Annotated in this window: 18 protein-coding genes; 10 read left to right on the top strand and 8 right to left on the bottom strand. The window is 58.9% G+C overall.

What is annotated here, in order from left to right:
• Positions 1–7: 7 nt before the first annotated feature.
• A complete protein-coding gene (locus ACK4FF_RS09630; protein ID WP_409708080.1) occupies positions 8–310 on the top strand; it encodes a hypothetical protein in 303 nt (100 codons plus the stop codon).
• A 5-nt stretch (positions 311–315) separates the two neighbouring features.
• Here ACK4FF_RS09630 and cueR read toward each other — a convergent pair whose 3' ends face one another.
• From cueR to ACK4FF_RS09610, 4 genes are read right to left on the bottom strand one after another with little or no spacing between them, the layout of a single operon-like run.
• Positions 316–723 carry a Cu(I)-responsive transcriptional regulator gene (gene cueR / locus ACK4FF_RS09625; RefSeq protein WP_409708077.1) on the bottom strand — a complete coding sequence of 136 codons (408 nt, stop codon included), beginning with the start codon at positions 721–723 and terminating at the stop codon, positions 316–318.
• Complete coding sequence (locus ACK4FF_RS09620) at positions 720–2,927, bottom strand: heavy metal translocating P-type ATPase (RefSeq protein ID WP_409708073.1); 2,208 nt, start codon at positions 2,925–2,927, stop codon at positions 720–722. Before ACK4FF_RS09620 ends, cueR begins: the two co-directional genes overlap by 4 nt.
• A gap of 54 nt (positions 2,928–2,981) precedes the next feature.
• The gene (locus tag ACK4FF_RS09615; protein ID WP_409708070.1) at positions 2,982–3,887 is read right to left on the bottom strand and encodes a sterol desaturase family protein; all 906 of its coding nucleotides are present in this window, start codon (positions 3,885–3,887) and stop codon (positions 2,982–2,984) included.
• A 38-nt stretch (positions 3,888–3,925) separates the two neighbouring features.
• On the bottom strand, positions 3,926–5,467 hold the full coding sequence (locus tag ACK4FF_RS09610) for a glucose-6-phosphate isomerase (RefSeq protein ID WP_409708067.1): 1,542 nt from the start codon (positions 5,465–5,467) through the stop codon (positions 3,926–3,928).
• A gap of 235 nt (positions 5,468–5,702) precedes the next feature.
• Here ACK4FF_RS09610 and ACK4FF_RS09605 point away from each other — a divergent pair, with 235 nt between their 5' ends.
• Positions 5,703–5,924 carry a hypothetical protein gene (locus tag ACK4FF_RS09605; protein WP_409708064.1) on the top strand — a complete coding sequence of 74 codons (222 nt, stop codon included), beginning with the start codon at positions 5,703–5,705 and terminating at the stop codon, positions 5,922–5,924.
• Between the two features lie 8 nt (positions 5,925–5,932).
• Positions 5,933–6,967 (top strand): hypothetical protein, encoded by a 1,035-nt coding sequence (locus ACK4FF_RS09600; protein ID WP_409708061.1) that lies wholly within the window; start codon positions 5,933–5,935, stop codon positions 6,965–6,967.
• A gap of 21 nt (positions 6,968–6,988) precedes the next feature.
• On the opposite strand, the gene ACK4FF_RS09595 is transcribed toward ACK4FF_RS09600, so the two are convergent.
• On the bottom strand, positions 6,989–9,412 hold the full coding sequence (locus ACK4FF_RS09595) for a neutral/alkaline non-lysosomal ceramidase N-terminal domain-containing protein (protein WP_409708058.1): 2,424 nt from the start codon (positions 9,410–9,412) through the stop codon (positions 6,989–6,991).
• Positions 9,413–9,640: 228 nt separating this feature from the next.
• Here ACK4FF_RS09595 and ACK4FF_RS09590 point away from each other — a divergent pair, with 228 nt between their 5' ends.
• Positions 9,641–10,018, top strand: coding sequence for a hypothetical protein (locus tag ACK4FF_RS09590; RefSeq protein WP_409708056.1), 378 nt, complete (start codon positions 9,641–9,643; stop codon positions 10,016–10,018).
• A gap of 128 nt (positions 10,019–10,146) precedes the next feature.
• On the opposite strand, the gene ACK4FF_RS09585 is transcribed toward ACK4FF_RS09590, so the two are convergent.
• The 3 genes from ACK4FF_RS09585 to ACK4FF_RS09575 form a co-directional block, all read right to left on the bottom strand.
• The gene (locus tag ACK4FF_RS09585) at positions 10,147–11,148 is read right to left on the bottom strand and encodes a catalase family peroxidase (protein WP_409708053.1); all 1,002 of its coding nucleotides are present in this window, start codon (positions 11,146–11,148) and stop codon (positions 10,147–10,149) included.
• Positions 11,149–11,345: 197 nt separating this feature from the next.
• Positions 11,346–11,705, bottom strand: coding sequence for a hypothetical protein (locus ACK4FF_RS09580; protein ID WP_409708050.1), 360 nt, complete (start codon positions 11,703–11,705; stop codon positions 11,346–11,348).
• A 115-nt stretch (positions 11,706–11,820) separates the two neighbouring features.
• Entirely contained in the window at positions 11,821–13,035 is a 1,215-nt protein-coding gene (locus tag ACK4FF_RS09575) for an iron-containing alcohol dehydrogenase (protein ID WP_409708047.1), read from the bottom strand.
• Between the two features lie 250 nt (positions 13,036–13,285).
• On the opposite strand from ACK4FF_RS09575, the gene ACK4FF_RS09570 reads away from it, so the two are divergent.
• From ACK4FF_RS09570 to ACK4FF_RS09545, 6 genes are all read left to right on the top strand, one after another.
• Positions 13,286–14,395, top strand: coding sequence for an alpha/beta fold hydrolase (locus ACK4FF_RS09570; RefSeq protein WP_409708044.1), 1,110 nt, complete (start codon positions 13,286–13,288; stop codon positions 14,393–14,395).
• Positions 14,396–14,436: 41 nt separating this feature from the next.
• The gene (locus tag ACK4FF_RS09565) at positions 14,437–15,078 is read left to right on the top strand and encodes a hypothetical protein (RefSeq protein WP_409708041.1); all 642 of its coding nucleotides are present in this window, start codon (positions 14,437–14,439) and stop codon (positions 15,076–15,078) included.
• A 98-nt stretch (positions 15,079–15,176) separates the two neighbouring features.
• Complete coding sequence (locus tag ACK4FF_RS09560) at positions 15,177–16,073, top strand: dienelactone hydrolase family protein (protein ID WP_409708038.1); 897 nt, start codon at positions 15,177–15,179, stop codon at positions 16,071–16,073.
• 54 nt (positions 16,074–16,127) lie between these two features.
• Positions 16,128–16,580, top strand: coding sequence for a MarR family winged helix-turn-helix transcriptional regulator (locus tag ACK4FF_RS09555; protein WP_409708035.1), 453 nt, complete (start codon positions 16,128–16,130; stop codon positions 16,578–16,580).
• A 127-nt stretch (positions 16,581–16,707) separates the two neighbouring features.
• The gene (locus ACK4FF_RS09550; RefSeq protein WP_409708032.1) at positions 16,708–17,130 is read left to right on the top strand and encodes an organic hydroperoxide resistance protein; all 423 of its coding nucleotides are present in this window, start codon (positions 16,708–16,710) and stop codon (positions 17,128–17,130) included.
• Between the two features lie 69 nt (positions 17,131–17,199).
• The gene (locus ACK4FF_RS09545; RefSeq protein WP_409708029.1) at positions 17,200–17,637 is read left to right on the top strand and encodes a YqaA family protein; all 438 of its coding nucleotides are present in this window, start codon (positions 17,200–17,202) and stop codon (positions 17,635–17,637) included.
• Positions 17,638–17,656 lie beyond the last annotated feature (19 nt).

Genomic DNA, 17,656 nt, shown 5'->3' with positions numbered 1-17,656 from the left:
TTGAACCATGAAACACAAATCCGTCCAGGCTCTGCGTGATCAGATTCTGGCCCTGACCACGGTGTGGTCCGAACCCGAATTGCCCCTGGCACCGAAAGCGAAAGTGGCCCGACAGGACCGCCGCTCCGAGCGTTGGCACGAGCTGTGTCATGCCCGTGCCATGCCTGACCGCAAGGCCTGGCTGAATGAGTGCCGGGTCGAACCCGGTGACCAATCCGACTCACTGTTGCCCAGGGCCTTGTGGACCACAGGCTGTTCGGTGCGCCGCGCTGCCGCCAGCGTCAATCGCCCCGAGGATCGAAAAACCTAGGGCGTTCAGCCTGCACCTGAGGCCTTGCCCGCACCCAGTTCTTCCAGTATCGGGCAATCCGGCCTTTGGTCGCCATGACAACATCCCTGCAAGCGAGTCAGTTGCGCTCGAATGGATTGCAGCTTGGCAATGTCCTCATCCAGTTCTGCAATGTATTGAGTGGCCAAGGCCTTCACATCGGCACTACGCCGGGACTGGTTTTGCCACAGGTTCAGCAGGGTTCGTATCCGTTCAATTGAAAACCCAAGGTCACGGGACCTGCGAATGAATCGAAGCGTTTGAACGTCGTTGTCGCCATACACCCGGTAGCCCGAGTCGGTTCGTTGCGCTTGCCTCAGCAGGCCTATGCTTTCGTAGTGCCGAATCATTTTGGTGGACACGCCACTGGCTTTGGAGGCTTCTCCGATATTCATTGTTCAGGCTCCTTTGTTGGGGCAGCCGGTGCCCATCGCGTTAATCGCAGTGAGTTACTGACCACACTGACCGAACTGAGCGCCATCGCCGCACCAGCCACCATGGGGTTCAAGAACCCCAAGGCGGCCATCGGGATGGCCACCACGTTGTAGGCAAAGGCCCAAAACAGGTTTTGGTGAAGAATACGGCGGGTGGCTTTGGACAGCATCAATGCATCCACCACAGCGGTCGGGCTGCTGCGCAACAGCGTGATTCCTGCCGCTTGGCGCGCCACCTCGGTGCCTTGCCCCATGGCGATGCCAACGTCGGCGGCAGCCAGGGCTGGGGCATCGTTCACGCCATCACCCACCATAACAACAGGCCCATGCTGCGCCCGCAGTTGTTTCAACACGGTCAGTTTGTCGTCGGGCAACAGGTGCGCATGCACTTCTTGCACCCCCGTGCGCGTGCCCACTTGCTGGGCCGGTGTGGCGCTGTCGCCGCTCAGCAACGCAGTGCGCAACCCCATGCCATGCAGGGCTTGAACCGCCGCCGCACTGTCGGGTTTGAGGGCATCGCCAAAAGCCAGAAGGCCAAGGCAGCGGCCATCAAGCAGCACACCAGACACACTGAGCCCCTGGGCCTCAAAGGCTTTCGCTTGCGCCAGTTGTTCCTTGGTGAGTGTGGTAAGGCTCGATAGCCATTGCAGTGAACCCAGGTGGGCGGTGGTACCTGACACAAGCCCGATCACGCCGCGCCCGGGGTGTTCTGACAATTCCGTGGCGGCGGTGGAATCCACCAAGCCCTCTTCGCAATAGCGGCGCACTGCCCCGGCCAGTGGGTGGCTGCTGTGCAATTGAAGTGACAGAGCCACTGTCAGCAGGCGATTGCGTGCGTCTGCGTTGTCGGGCTGCGCAGCCATCGCGATCAGGCTGGGTTCCCCTTGCGTCAGGGTGCCAGTTTTGTCGAAGGCCACCACCTTGGCCATGCTGGCTGCTTCCAGCGCCGGGGCGTCTTTCACCAAAATGCCGTGGCGCGCAGCCGCGCCTGTCCCTGCCATGATGGCAGTGGGCGTGGCCAGCCCCAAGGCACATGGGCAGGCAATCACCAACACGCTCACTGCGTGGACCAGGGCGGATTCCCACTGCCCGGTCAGCAGGCCCCAGCCCAGCAAGGTCAATGCCGCCAGGGCCAGCACTGCCGGCACAAACACGGCGCTGACACGGTCCACCATGCGTTGGGTGGGGGTTTTGTTGATTTGGGCCTGTTGAACCAGTTCGATCATGCGAGACAACTGGCTGCTGCGGCCCACCTGCGTGGCTTGAACAATCAACGCCCCTTGGCGGTTTACGCTGCCGCCAATCACCCGGTCGCCCACGTTTTTGTTGACAGGCAGGCTTTCGCCCGTCAACAGGCTTTCATCGACCGCGCTGTGGCCTTCCACCACCTGTCCGTCAACAGGCACCGACTCGCCTGGGGCCACCACCACCTCATCGCCTGTCCTTACCCAATGCAAGGGCACCTGCGCTTCTTGTCCTTTGCGCCGAATGCGGGCAGTGGCGGGCCGCAACTGCTCCAAGGCCCGCAAGGCGGCCATGGTGCCTAGTTTGGCGCGGGCTTCCAGCCATTTGCCCAACATCACCAAGGTGATGACCACCGCAGCCGACTCAAAGTACAGGTGCTGATTCATGGCCCCATGGCCCCAGTGTTGAATCATGAGGGCCACCGACAGGCCATAGGCGGCCCCGGTGCCCAACACCACCAGGCTGTCCATGTTGGCCGTGCGCGATTTCAAGGCGTGCCACGCGGATTTGAAGAATGGGGCACCCAGCCAGAACTGCACAGGCGTGGCCAGCGCCCATTGCAGCCATGCAGGCAGGCCCCAGTCGTACCCCACCAGCATGCCCAGCATGGGCAACACCAAAGGCAGGGTCAAGGCGATGGCCCAGCCCAATGGCCGCACGTCGGGTGCGGTGTGTTCCATGGTCAAGGTGTTGGACTCTTGCACCAGTTCAGCGGGGTAGCCAGCCTGTTTGAGCAAGTGAATCAGGGCCTCAGCCGTCGATAGGGATGCCCGCACATGGGCACTTTCAGTCACCAGGTTCACTTGCGCCGAGGAGACACCTTCGGCAGCCGTCAGCGTTTTCTCGACCCGGCTGGCGCAGGATGCGCAGCGCATGCCGCTGATGCGCAGGTCAAAGTGGGTGGGGGGTAAGGTGGTCATGGCAAGTGTCCTGAGAGCGTTGACACTAGTGTCAACCTTGCCATGATGTCAAGGTCAAGCCTTATTCGGTGTCCAGCCCGGTGGCTTGATCAGGCAGAGCAAACGCTGCTTCAAGCCTGAAGTACGCCGAATCTTCTGGGCCAGGTGTACCCAACCCATCACCGCCTGTTTGAACGGGTTGGTGGTCAACACTGGCGTCAAAGTACCGTAGACCGGCGCCACGCCGGGGGTGTAGTCCCGATAGGTGCCGAACCAGCGGTCAAACACGATGAACATGCCGCCGTAATTGCAATCGTGGTACTCCTCGTTTTTCGCGTGATGCAGGCGGTGGTGCTGCGGGCAGTTGAAGACCCGTTCAAACCAGCCATGCACTTCGAACAACTCGGTGTGTATCCAATACTGGTACAGCAGATTCACCGCATGGGCAAAGGCCAGCACCAGTGGGTGAAAGCCCAGCCACACCAAAGGCAGCCAGAACACGAATGCGTACAAGGGGCCGGTGACTGACTGGCGCAGGGCAGTGCTCAGGTTGTAGGTTTCACTGGTGTGGTGGTTGGAATGTTCGGCCCAGAACAAGGCGCAGCGGTGCGCAGTGCGGTGGTACCAGTAATACACGAAGTCGTCAGCCACAATCAGCAGGGGAACAAACCACCATGCCGACACATCCAGATCGAATACCCGCCGCGCGTACAACCAGTCCATGAGGGGCAAAGTCCACAACAGTGCAACGCCAGTCACCACCAGCATGATGGCGCCCATGGAGATGGAGCACACGGAGTCTTTCCATTGATAACCTTGCACCACCTTAATGGGGCCTGAAATATTGGGCATTCGGCCGTTGAGTTTACGCAGCGTGGCCAATTCAATGGCAATCAGCGCAAAAAAGTAGGGAATACCCACCGCGTAAAGCAGGTGGGTTGCAGTTTGATAACTGTCCAGCGTCAGTGGAAGGCTGTTCATGGTCTGTCTCCGGCAAGGGTAGGCCGGGACAGGGCGCCTCAAGGCTGGCTTAAAAAGCGGTCAATGAGGTGGGCCGTTACAGGGTTTTCTGCTGCATTGTGTCCCGGTGTCAGATTCTTTTCGATCTGCTCAGCGATCACTTTACCCAATTCCACGCCCCACTGGTCAAATGGGTTGATGTTTTGCAGGGCGGCCAGCGCACAGGTGCGGTGTTCCCACAAGGCCAGAAGCTGTCCCAAGGTGTTGGGGGTCAGTGCGTCCAGCAACATGAATTGCACGGGGCGCCCGCCCGGGCAGGACCGAAAATTCACGGCAGGGTCAGCCAACTCGCTGCTGCTGTTCAGGCGGCCACTGGCAAACGCCTCAGCCTGAGCCAGCGCGTTGGACAACAGAAGGCGGTGGGAGTGCAAGTCGCTGTGCGAGGGCTTGATCACACCGAGAATTTCCACGGCACAGGCATTTCTGCCCTGGTGCAGCATCTGGAAAAAAGCGTGCTGGCTGTTGGTGCCCACGTCGCCCCACAAGGTCGGGCATGCGCTGTCTGCCAGCGCTTGGCCAGCAAGGTCAACCCCTTTGCCCAGGGATTCCATCCACAGCTGTTGAAGGTAAGGTACCAACAAGCCCAGCCGGGAGTCGTAGGGGCTGAGCATGAGGGCGTCCACCCCGTGTTGCAGGTTGCCGTAGTCGGCCAGTGCCATCAGGGTGGGCAGGTTGCTGCTGGCCGGGGCTGTCAGCCAATGCCGGTCCATCAACGCGGCACCGTTCAACAAGGCGTTGAATGCGCTGTTGCCGTGGGCCAGACGAATGGACAGTGACACCGGGCCCCACAGGGAAAACCGCCCGCCCACGGTTTCACTGAACTCGAATATTCGTTCCCGCGAAATACCGAATTGCTCCGCTTTGGCGGGTTTGCAGGTTGCGGCCATCAGGGCTGCGGCTTTGTATTGGGGGCCAGCGTTGTCCAGCCAGCGCATGATGTGCCCGGCGTTGTGCAGGGTCTCCCGCGTCGAGAAGGACTTGCTCGCAATCAACACCAGCGTACGGGTTGGGTCCAGCGCGGCCAAAGCTGACTGTACTTCATGGTAGTCGATGTTGGCGACGAACCTGCAGCGCAGGCCCTGTTGAGTCTCGGCCAGCTTCAGGTGGGTGAACACCTGGTCGATCAAGCGTGGGCCCAAGTCTGAACCGCCGATTCCCAGGTGCAGTACATGGGTGTAGGGCTCGCCCTCTGGGTTGCGGTAGAGGCCATTGCGCACCGCATCCACAAAGTTTTCCATGCGGTCTTGCTGCGTTTGGGCCAGTTCAAGTTCATCACGGCCGTTGGCTTGCAAGGCAATCCACTCCGGATAAAGCGCGCGGTTGCCCGCAGCCCTCAAACTCCAATGGCCCGCTGCACGGCCTTCGGACGGGTTCACCTGTTGGCCGGAAAACAAGGCCTTTGCGAAGGCTTCAACCCGTTGCTCGATGCGGCCTGAAAGTTGGCCCTTGGGCAAAGCCTGCCCATGCGGGCTGCGGTCCAGGTTGATGTGCACCGCATCATGGCTGAATGAAAGGCCCGCTTGGCCTTGATGGCTCGACATAATGAAATCCGCAGGGATGATCAATGTTGCATTGTGATTTGCAAATTTGCCGCAATGCACTGTTGCTTATAGTGTAGCCATTTTACGGACATACGGCAGGTTATCCATGCGCTAGCATGTGCTGCGCCCTCGTGCTGGAGGCGCTTCTAGGGCGGTTTTCCGTTAACATGGCCGCTTGGGCCACCAGTTGCAGGGCTCGCTTAACCCCATTCCAACAACAACGACAGGAGACAACATGAGCAACAAAGTGTGGGAGTCCATCACACGTACCCCAGGTGTTTTGACCATCAAGGTGTTGATGGTTGGTTTTTTGATTGCCGGCTTGGTGACCTACATCAATGGCGAAGAGTCCGCCGGGCCCTATTTGTTGGCCGCTGCTGCTTTGCTGGTCGCAGAGATTGTGTTGATTCTGATTCAGGTGGTTCGTAAATCCACCGAAAAACTGCCTCCCAAATAATCAAGCCCATGTCCAAAACCCGCCCTGATCCCCAAACCCTGGCCCAGCAACTCCTTGAAGCTGAAGTGGCTTTTTGGCTTGCCAACCTCAAAGGCAAAAAGCTGGAGAAGCTGGTGCGTGATGAGTTGCAAATTGTGGTTGAACGCCTGGACGAGGTCACGCTTGACCAAGCCGTGGCCCGCGAGAAGGTGAAAGCAACCGCGCGCCGCTACGCCGTGGACATGGAAATTGGCGGGGCCATTCCCGAATTGTTTGGCGAGATTGCCCGGGTCATTTTTGAATTCAGGGCCAGCACCAGCACTACTTTGGGCGAGGTGGTGCCGGACCAGGTGGCCACCGAATTTATCGAGAAGATTTTTGAACCGGACGGCATGCTTGCCCACGTGCTGGACAACCTGCGCAACAGCGACGCCTTTCAGCAGTTTCTGGGCGATGTGGTATTCACCGTACTGAAGGGCTATTTGCTGGAGCAGAACAACCTGATGAAATGGAACACCGTGGCCACAGGCACGCGGAAGGTTCGTCAATGGTTGAGCAGCAAGGCCCCCGAGTTGTCGGACACCCTTGAGGAACGGGCGCGTCAGTGGCTGGATTCCGGTGTGGCCAGCTCGCTGGCGATGGTCAATGAAGCGCTCGATCACGACCATTACCGCGAAACCGCGCTCAACAGCGCCTTGGCGTTCTGGGATGTGGCACGGCAATGGCCCTTGTCGCAGTACCGAAATTACCTCAGCGAACAGGACTTGCAGGAGTTCATGGTTATGGGGTACGAGTTCTGGTTGTCATTCCGTGACACCGATTACCTCAAGGCCTGTATCGACCTCGGTGTGGATTTCTTCTTCGACAAATACGGCCCCGTGTCCCTGCGTGAGTTGTTGGATGACCTCGGCGTCAGCGACGACATGATCATCGATGAGATTGAGCAGTACGCCCCTGACTTGGCTGGCCTGCTGACCCGTCTGGGCCTGACTGAAGCATTCCTGCGCAGGCACTTGGGGCGTTTTTACGCCAGCAAACCTGTGCTGACGATACTCTCAGCCTGAACCCGTCGTTCTTGCCCGCGTTCAGCGGGCGCAGGGCTGTCCGCCGCCACTGACGGTGAACGCATTGCTCACGGCCTCAAAGGGCGTGGCTGAGTTGCCAGTCACGGCCACCCCCCTGTGGCGGATTCGGTATTGGCCAGCCGGCGTGGTTTTTGGCACCGCCCATTCCACCAAGGCAGTGGACCTTAAGCCTGGCAAGGGCAGGGGGGTGTTGTACAGGGTGGCCTCGGGCGCCTGCCAGCGAACAATCAGTTCGGGCATGCGGTCATGGGTGTGTGCCACCCACTGCCCGGCGGTATTCAATTGCTCTACTTCGGCCAAGGCCAGTCCGCGTTCTGCCCGCAGGGTCATGTTTCGTGGGTGAGCGCTCAGAAACTGCGCGCTGGCGGTTTGCCCAGCCTGCACACTGCCTGCGGGTTGCGTCAGCACATCGCCAAACTGGCCGCCTCCTGCCAAGTCCAGGGGAATGTAAGGTGGGCGAGGAATCGGGTTGCTGGTCACTGTGCGTGGCGGGCCAGACGGGGGCGCTGACAGGCTGGCCAGTGATTTCGCCAACCGCCGGCTTTCCTGTTGAACGGCCGCCAGAGTCCATGGGCCAAACTGGGTCGAAGCCCCTTCGTACTGTTGGATGGAATACTCTTCGCGCGTGGTCAGGTAGTTCACATAGTCGTTGCTCAGCCCGCTGATGATGACTTGGTCCACACCCTGTGGGGCCAGCACCTCCAAAACGGTGTCGCGAATGCGGCGGCCCGCCATGGTGGTCACCTCCCAGGGCAGGCCCAGAATGGCCATGTTGCCGATGGTGAACAACTGGAAAGGCACCACATTGTTACTGAAGTTCAGGGGCGGGCCCAGCACAAACAGCACCGGTTTTTCAGCCTGACAACTCAGGTTGGTGCCCGCAGGCACCGGGTCAAAGGGCAGGTCGTTGAGGTTACACAGTACGGCTGAGGCCAGCACCTCGGGTGGAATCTTTCCGGCCTGTAGCGCGGCCAGGTCACGTTGTAATCGGCCAGGGTCTAGCCTGTTGGTGCATTTGGCCCCTTCCACGGTTGGCCCGGGCCCATCTTCGGCACCTGCACCAAATGAAACCCCCATGGCCGCCGTACAGGTTTTTTTCACCGCAGTGTCCAGTGCAGAAGGGTGCTTCAGGCTGGCCAGCACGGTGGGGTCGGTCACTGTCACCTCATCCATCTTCACGTGGAACTGGGCAAAATTCACGCCGCCGCGCAGGGGCGTGGTGGCATCCCGGTACAGGGTCAGCGCCTTGGCCAGTTGCTTGGAGCCATTGATGGCCACGGATTCAAGCTCATTCAGTGAGCCCCCGCGTTCTGCAAACGGCTTTTCCAGAAAGAATATGTTTGGGCTGCTGTCGCCTTCATCGGTTTGTGCAAACGCCGCCACGAATGTGTCTTCACCACTTTTGCCGCTGTAGTTGGTGCCCATGATGCGTTCGAACATCAGGCTGGCCCACCCTTTGTTGTCCGAGGACACCAAAGGATTGGTGTTGCCCGTGGTGGTGGGGTGTACGCCAAACCAGTTGATCTGGCCCACCGCTTTGCCATTGGCACGTTCAAGGCGCAACAGGCTCATCAGTTTGTTGACGTTCTGCTCCTGGCCTTTGGTGGTCAGGTATTGCTTGCGTTCTGCTTCCGTGTTCTGTGCATAGGCCACTGCCGACCGGTTGATGTTGGCATTCAGCAGTTCCCCTGCGTTGGCCAGAATGCGGCCAGGTTCCGGGTTGGCCACCAAGTTGGCGTGCGCTTTTGAGATGGCCAACACAATGCCCTCAACGATGTAGTTGTACACCTGCTCATCGTGCCCCAGCCGAAAGGCATTGAAAGCGGTGAAGTGGGCATAGCCCCCGGGCCCGGCGTGGGTGTGGGTGGCGTTAAGCATGATGTTTTGTTCGTTGTAGAACTTGGACAGCACCGGGTCGGCGGCCACCTTGTTCAACACGCCTTGCCGCACGGCGTGGAAGATCATACCCAGGTCGTTGCTGACATACACCACCCGCTTGCCGTTGCAGGGCGAACCGATGATGAAGGCCCGGGAATACTGGCGGGTGTGAAGCCCGCTGGAGGTGTGGGTCGGGGACTCATAGCCCATCATCACCGAACCGGCTGCCGGGCCGGTGATGTCCACCAGCGCGGTACCCAATTCAAAAGCGGTGCTGTTGGCGCAAGCCCCGCTGTTCAGGCCCGAAGCAGCGGGGCTGCTGTTGAAACGGGGCGCCAGTGTTTGGCTCGCGCTGTCCCGCCCCTCACCAATCTGAATCAAGGGGTCGTTCAGCGCGCATTGCGAGGCGTTGCTGTCGGTGAATTCAGTGGCGGTGGTGCGGCCATCGCCAGCCGTCAAGGCGGTGGTGCTGCCCGAGTTACAGGCGCTCAGGGCGACGGCGAACAGCATTACACACGCGGTGCGCAGGGTGGGGTGGTTGGGCATGGTGTCCTAGGCGCGGGGGTTCGTTGTTGTTGGGGCTCCTTCTGTATTACGCAGGGTTTGCACCGTTCGGATTCAGCAGCCCCGCAAACTGCGGTGCAGGGATTCTTTTTGGTCCGGCTTTTGATACATTGTGTGCAGGGCTGAGTTTGGCTGACCGTCAAAGCAGTCCTGCTGTGTTGGAGACGCACCGCTGAACTGTCAACGTATTGATTATTCTAAGGACACACCATGAAAAAACTCGCGATCATCGTGGCCCTCGCCTTTGGGCTGGCAGGCTGTTCTTCCGGGCCCGGCGATGCCGATGTGCAAACTGCTTTGCAAACCAAGTTGCGTGACCAGGTTCAGGAACAGATGAATGTGATGAACGCCCTGGGCGGTAAGTCAGCCACCGAGGCTGCACAGGCCCTGCTGGGGATGCCCAAGCCAGAGGACATCGAGATTCAGAACATGGATGTGGACGAAGCAACCAAGCAGGACAATGGCGACTATGTGGTGAAAGCCACCTTCAAAACCAAGGTTGGTGACAAAGTTGAGCCATCTGCGGCCCGCCTGACCCTGACCAAATTGAACAACGAGTGGAAAGTGGTTGCCATTGAAAAGTTGTAATCACCCTTGCATAAGGCTGTAGGGCTTTGTGCATCGAACCCAAAACAAAAGGGGCCCCGGTTGAGGCCCCTTTTGTTTTGCCAAACCCCTTGGGGCTTGGCGCACTTACCGTTGACCGGTTTGTGCAGTTACTTGCTCAGACGGCGTGACTGGGACACTGCGTAGGCACCGGGGCGGGCCAGCAGCACTGGGTCATCCGACGCTTCAATGCCCTTGGGCAACACCAGCGGGTTGAAGTTGATGCTGTTGCACACTTCGGCGGGTTCCACCGAGGTCACTTCCAGGTTACCCGCCACCACGGTTTTGCGTTCCGCAGGCCACAGCACTGTGGGGTTGTTGGTGGGGTCGCCTTTTTCAGCCAACTGGAACTTCAGGGTGAAGTTCACGGGAATTTGGCCCACACGGCCTTTCAACTCGTCGGCAAGGAACACTGTTGGGCGGTCAGCCGCAGTGGCCGCAGGCATCAGCTCTTCGCCACCCACGGGTTCATACACCCAGCGAACGAAATTGCTCTGGCCTTTCTTGTTGGTCACTTTGAATGCGTTAACACCCCAGTAATTCACCGCGCCATAGCTGGTGGGCACACCGCGGCCTTTCAGGAATTCAGGTTGGGCTTTCTGGTCAGGGTTGGCCGCAGTGGCGGCTGCCACTTTTGCGGGGTCTGCCTTGCCGGTGGCGGGGTCAATTTTGCGGGCGTCCAGGAAGGCTTGCATGCTCTCGGGGGTGGCCGCTGTGAACACAGGCGTGGAAATGTTGGCTTGCAGCCATTGCTCACCGCCGGGCAGGTCCAATTGAACAGCCAAGCCACGCACGCTGCTGACGTTTTCAGGCGCATTGGGGTTACCACCACCGACCGAGAAGCGCAGAATGGCGGGCACAGGCTTGCCACTGAAGGCGCTGGCTGAGCTGAGGGCAGCACCCTCTTTGGCGCCGGTGAATACGCCTTTGGCACAGACGCCCTTGGCGCCAGAACGGCGGAAACCGTCACGCTTGCCAAAAACACCTTCAAAAGCGTCTACCAGAGTTACTGCATTTACATCAGCCGCCTTGGGCGTGCCTTGGGCGTGCGCAGGTTGCGCAGCGATAGCGGCCACAGTGGCCAGTGTTGCCAAACCAATAGTCTTATTCATGAATAAACGTCCTCCCGTTACTGCGTGAAAATGGCCCCCTTCGCGCAAGGCCATAGCGATCCTAAAGGAACTTAGGTAATTCAGTCTATCGGTAAAGACGTGAAGCTGTGATGAAGTCTGCCCATGGGCCCATGACTTTCAGTCATAGTGGCCGCACTGGTTTCGGTCTGCTTGCTTGTTTGGGCGGGTTCAGCCCTTCAGCCCAGGTGCTCACGCAGCAGCCGAAGGTGTTCCTTGGCCTTGTCCAGGCTCTGGCTGCTTTCGTCCAGCAACAGGTGAATGTCGTGTTTCAAGGCGGGGTAATCCAACGCTTGGGCCAGCGCCTCGGTGTCTGGTTGTGCTTTGGCTTGGGCCAGTTCCTGTCGACAGGCTTCCAGCAGGGTCAGCAGGTCGTCCACATGGGCCCGCAGGTTGGCCATGTTGGCACTGGCAAAGCCCACCGGGTTACCCAACTGCTGAACCACCCGCTTGGCCAAAGAGTCCACCAAGGCCTGGTGTTCATGGTCGGCACGCGTGGCGCCGCTGGCCGTGCCTGGGGTGTCGGTGGAAAAATGCATGGTCGGTCTCTGCCTGTTGATAAGGCTTTAACGGCGACCTCGCCAGAAACTTGAGCGTGCTTTGCCCATAAAAAAAGCCCTCTGAAGAGGGCTTTTTGCGTGGGTTGGTGTGCCGTTAATTCGCGGGCAACATGTGGCGAATCACGCCCTTGGCCACATCAGTGTTCATGTAGCGGGGCACGGCGTAGGTGAAGCGTGCCTCGCCAATCGCAGCCTTTGCAATTTCGGGAATGTCCTCAGCCTTCAGGGCGGCCAGGGTTCGGGGAATGCCGAATTTGTCGTTCATGTCCCGAATGCGCTGCACAAAGGCTTGGGCCACATGCAGGTCGTCGCCGTTGGCTGGGCCAATGCCACAGTGGCGGGCCAGTTCGGCCAGGCGTGGTGCGCAGTTGGGCAGGGAATAATCCAGCACATAGGGCATCACAATCGCGTTCGCCAGCCCGTGTGGGGTGTGGTACAGCGCACCAAACTTGTGGGCGATGGCGTGCACATAACCCACACCCGCCTGCGTGAAGGCAATGCCAGCCAGGTGCGAGGCACGGGCCATTTTCTGGCGGGCTACGACATCACTGCCGTTGGTCACCGCCGTGTCCAGGTACTTCATGATCAGTTGGGTGGCTTCAATGCCCCGAACATCGGTCTTGTGCATCGCGTTGCGGGAAATGAACGCTTCCACGGCGTGGGTCAGTGCGTCCATGCCGGTGGCGGCGGTGATGTGGGGGGGCAGGCCGGTCATCAAGGCACCGTCCAGCGCGCAGGCGGTGGGCATCAGGCGCAGGTCCATCGCGGCCAGTTTTCGTTTGTTGGCAGTGTCAGTCACCACAGCCGCAATCGTACATTCCGAGCCAGTGCCAGCCGTAGTGGGCACCGCGTACAGAGGCAACATGCCTTTCCAGACGCGCAGCAGGCCGGTCATTTTAATGATGGGCTTTTTGTTTTTGGCCAGTGCACCAATCATTTTGGCGGCGTCGATGGGCGAGCCACCACCGATGGCCAGAATGGCTTCGCAGTTGTTCTGGCGCAATACCCCGTAACCGGCTTCAATCTGGGCGACTGTGGGGTTGGGTTCCACGCCGTCATACACCGCGTACGCCACGCCCAGTTTGTCCAGTTCAGCTTTCATGCGGTCAATCAGGCCCAGCTTCACCAGCACCGCGTCGGTGACAATCAGCACCCTTTTGTGGCCTTGCTGGGCCATGTGGCGCACCAGTTCGAGGGAAGAATCGGCCCCTTCAAACACTTTGGGCCATTTGAACGGCATCAAGAAAGTGACGACCTTGAAAATGGCCATGTAAATGCGCAAAAACAGCACTTCAAGTGCGTGCAGCATGTCTGTCTCCAGTCAGTGTGGTTGTAATGGTTTTATTCGATTGTACAAACAGGCGCAGGCCTAAACCAGCCTTCGCGGGTGGAATGTCCTAAAACCTGTGGAGGCGATCCTCCACAAAACCCAGATCATGTAACCCGTTGGTAACTTTAGAGCGCCCCCCCCATTGCCACAGCGAAAAATCTGCAACAATCAGTCCCCGTTAGCCTGGGCAAACCGCCCACGGCCTGTTTCCAAGTGCAGGTTACACAGCATGGCCAATTCACTCAGTCTTCGCCGCATCAGCACCATGTCCAGCAATGGCTGGGACCGTTTGTTCAAAACCAGCTCGATGGTTCGGGCCGGGTTGCAGCCTTACGACATCATTCACGATGCGGGCCTCTACTCAGTACGCCATTACCCGGCACTGACAGAGGACACCATTCAAGTGGGCGACGACACGGTTCAGGTGGCCAAACAACGCCACGCCATTCCCTTGGTGTTGATTGCGCCGCTGGCTGTGAACATGTATGTGTACGACCTGCTGCCCGAGCGCAGCTTTGTGCGTTACCTGCTGGCCCAGGGCTTTGATGTGTATCTGATTGATTGGGGCAAACCCACGCGCAAACACGCCGGGTTGAACCTGGAAGACTACATTGCCCGGTTTGTGCCCGAATGCCTGGAAGCGGTGCGCAATCACAGTGGTTCCAAAGCCTTGCATTTGCAGGGTTGGAGCATGGGTGGCGGCATGGCCCTGGCCTACACCGCCCTGAAGAAAGACGCCGACATTGCCAGCATCGTCACTTACGGCACGCCCATTGACGGCCACGCCAACGGTGCCATTGGCAAGCAGTACCAGAAGCTGGGCCACCTGCTGAAAACCGCACGCCTGAATTTCCGCAAAGTGCCTGCCAAATTGCTGTACACCCCCGGCTGGGCCAATGTGATTGGCTTCAAATTGCTGGACCCTGTTGGCAGCCTGAAAGGCTACTGGAACCTGTTCACCCAGTTGGACAACCGCGAGTACGTGACCCAGCACGCCAACCAGGCCGCGTTCATTGACAACCTGGAAGCCTACCCCGGTGGGGCCATCCGTGACTGGTTTTGCAGCATTTGGCTTGAAAACGAAACAGCCCGAGGCCAATTCAAAGTGGGCAAGCAGGTGGCACATTTCAGCGACATTCACTGCCCCGTGCTGGCCGTGGCCGGCAAGTCCGACAACCTGGCCAACGTACCCTGCTGCAAGGGTATTTTGAAGGTGCTTAAGCCAGAAACCACCGAGTTTTTCATCGGCCCGGGTGGCCATATTGCTATCATGAGCGGCAAAGACGCGCCCAACACCATTTGGGCCAAAACAGCGGGCTGGCTCAAAGCGCGCGGCTGACCATTCAGCCCCCAAGGGCCGCCTGAATTACAGGGGGCACCTTGCCAAAACACTGGTTATTCACGCTTGGGCTGGCCATTTGGCCGGCCCTTGCCTTACCCAACGGCTTTGAAGACTTCGAAGATGCCCGCTTGATCGACCATGTGGCAGGCTCTGTGGCCCGCGGCTATGCCCGCATGCACGGTTTCAAAGTCGAATTCAAAATGCTGCCCGAAAGCCAGCAACAGGCGTCTGCCTTGCTGGTGCAATACCACCCGGCCACGAGAACATGCACCTACCTGATCAACACGCGGGATGAGTCCTGGCACAGCTTTGAAAACTATCTGAAATTCTTCGAAGGCCTGCCCAAGAAGCTGGTGTACGAGGCATTTTTTGCCCATGAAACCGGGCACTGTGTGCAGCTCAAAGAGCAGATCGATTTTGGCCCCGAACGGCGCAACATGCACCAGGAACTGTTTGCTGATGTTTTTGCGCTTTCCCATGTTGAGCGTTATTACCCACCATACCGCCAACCGTTTCTGCGCGCGCTCATCAACATGCGCAAAGTCGAGCGGGGCACCAGCTACGCGTTCTCGGCGCAGCTTCAACGTTTGGCCTACAGCCCAGAACTGCTGACCGCCCTGAAAGTCAAAGACCCGCAAGAACGGGCATTTGCCATTGCCCATGCAGTTGACCGGCTTTAGCGCGGCTATTGCACGGCACACCGTCTGCGCCGTTCAAATTTTGTTATCGTAATTATGTTTTGGTTTGAGCAGTTCCACAACACAAAGGAGTAGTTGAGATGGACGACATGAAGTTTGGTTTGGTGAGTCTGGATGCACAGGGCGTGCCCTCAGGTGAGGTTCAAAAGGCCCCCACATTCAGCCGCCGCGGGTTTTTGCTGACCTCGATCGCCGGTGGTTTCGCCTTGGCGTCCGAGCCAGTGTTTGCCCAAGCCATCAAGACGGACGACAAGGGTTTGGTGGCTGGTCAGGTCAAGGTGCCAGTGAAAGACGGCCAGATTCCCGCCTATCGCGCACATCCTGCCAAAGGCAGCAACTTCCCCGTGGTGCTGGTCATTCAGGAAATTTTTGGCGTGCATGAGTACATTCAGGACATCTGCCGCCGACTGGCCAAAGCAGGCTATTACGCCATTGCCCCAGCCTTGTTCAGCCGGGAAGCCGATGTGTCCAACATGAGTCTGGAAGCGATTCTCAAAGACGTGGTGCCCGTGGTGCCTGATGCGCAGGTGTTCAGCGACATCGATGCCACCGTGGCATTCGCCAAAAGCACCGGCAAGGCCAACACTGGCCGCTTGGGCATTGTAGGTTACTGCTGGGGTGGCCGTACGGTGTGGCTGTATGCCAACCACAACCCCAAGGTGAAAGCCGGTGTGGCCTACTACGGCCTGCTGGCTGGCCTGAAGGGCGCCAACAAACCCGCTGACCCTGTGGATGTGGGCGCCAGCCTGAAGGTGCCCGTGCTGGGCCTGTACGCGGGTGAAGACTCCTTCGTGCCTGACGAGGTGGTTGACAAAATGAGGGCCGAGCTGGGCAAAGGCAGCAGTGGGTCGGAAATTGTGGTGTTCCCGGGTGTAAACCATGGGTTCCACGCTGATTACCGCCCAACCTACGACCGCCGTGCTGCCACCTACGCGTGGAAGCTGACCATGGACTGGTTCCGTGAACGGGGTGTTTAACCGTTGACCCCAATGGCCCGGCGGCTTGCCGGGCCAATTCAAGAGGCCGATTGCGTGAACCCGCAGCAGACTAACCCCTCCCACGACCCTTTGTCGCTGGACAATCAACTCTGTTTTGCCCTGTATTCCACCTCGTTGGCTTTGACCCAGTTCTACAAGCCGCTGCTGGAGCCACTGGGCCTGACTTACCCCCAGTACCTGATCATGATGGTTTTGTGGCGGGAAGACGGCATTAGTCTGATTGACATTGCCCGCCAGTTGGGCCAAAAGCCCGGGGCACTGGCTCCTGTTCTTAAGCGCATGGCCGATCAGGGTTTGCTCACCAAAGCCCGTAGCGCCAACGATGAGCGCCTGCTGGACATCCACCTGACCGCCCAAGGCCGCCAATTGCGCGAACAGGCTTTGACCGTCAGCCGCTGCATGTTCGAGCAGTGCGGGCTTGAGCCCCAGCAAATCATGCGCCTGAAAGGCGAGTTGGACGCGTTGCGTCAACGATTCCTCGCCTAAACCCGTTGTGAATTTCTAAAGCTATGACTCAGATTGATTAATTCAATAGTGCGATAACGATTATTGCGATAATATTCTTCTCAAGCCAAGACGGCCAGTCAATCATCAACACAGACAGAGGTGAATCATGCAAGTTGTTTACTCCACACAAGCCACATCCACCGGCGGCCGCGAAGGCAAATCCGCCACACCCGACGGGCGCTTGTCCGTTACCCTGAGCACGCCCAAGGAATTGGGCGGTGCAGGCGGCCCCGGCACCAACCCGGAGCAATTGTTTGCAGCAGGTTATTCCGCCTGTTTCATCGGCGCCCTGAAGTTTGTGGCAGGCCAGGAGAAAGTGAAGCTGCCCAGCGAGCCTGAAATCACGGGTATCGTCGGCATCGGTGCCAACCCCAAAGGCGTGGGTTTTGCCATCACCGCCGAACTGCAGATCAAGCTGGAAGGCCTGGACAAGGAAGTGGCCAAGGCGCTGGTTGAAAAGGCCCACCAAGTGTGCCCATACTCTAACGCCACACGCAACAACGTGGACGTGACGCTCACTCTGGTGTAATTTGCCGGCAGTGTCCGCCAAACGCCCAAGCGGCCACCCTCTGGGTGGCCGTTGTCGTTTCCAACCTGCATGATGAGTTACCTCGCCCTTTTTTTATCCGCCTTTGTGGCGGCCACGCTGGCCCCGATGGGGTCCGAAGCAGTGCTGTTTGCGCTGGTCCGTGCAGGCGAACCTGTGGTTTGGCTGGTTTTGGTGGCCAGCGTGGGCAATACCCTGGGTTCGGTGGTCAATTACGGGCTGGGGCGGGGGCTGTTGCGTCACCCGCGGGTTGAGCGCTGTTTACGCATCAAGCCCGAACAACTGTCGCGCATTGAACATTGGTTCGCCCGCTTTGGGCCCGTGGTGTTGGTGCTGGCGTGGTTGCCAGTGGTGGGCGACCCATTGACCTTGGTGGCCGGGGCCGCACGCGTGCGTTTCACAGTCTTTCTGTTTTGGGTGGCTTTGGGGAAAACCGCGCGTTATGCCGTGGTGGTGGGGTTGGCCCAGGGCAGTCAGGTGTTGTTCTGAACACTGCCCCAAGCTTGGC

Origin of the sequence: Limnobacter sp. (assembly GCF_046297615.1) — a bacterium.
Classification (GTDB): Bacteria; Pseudomonadota; Gammaproteobacteria; order Burkholderiales; family Burkholderiaceae_B; genus Limnobacter.
The sequence above is the reverse complement of the archived record's forward strand: the minus strand, read 5'-3'. Positions and strand labels throughout refer to the sequence as shown.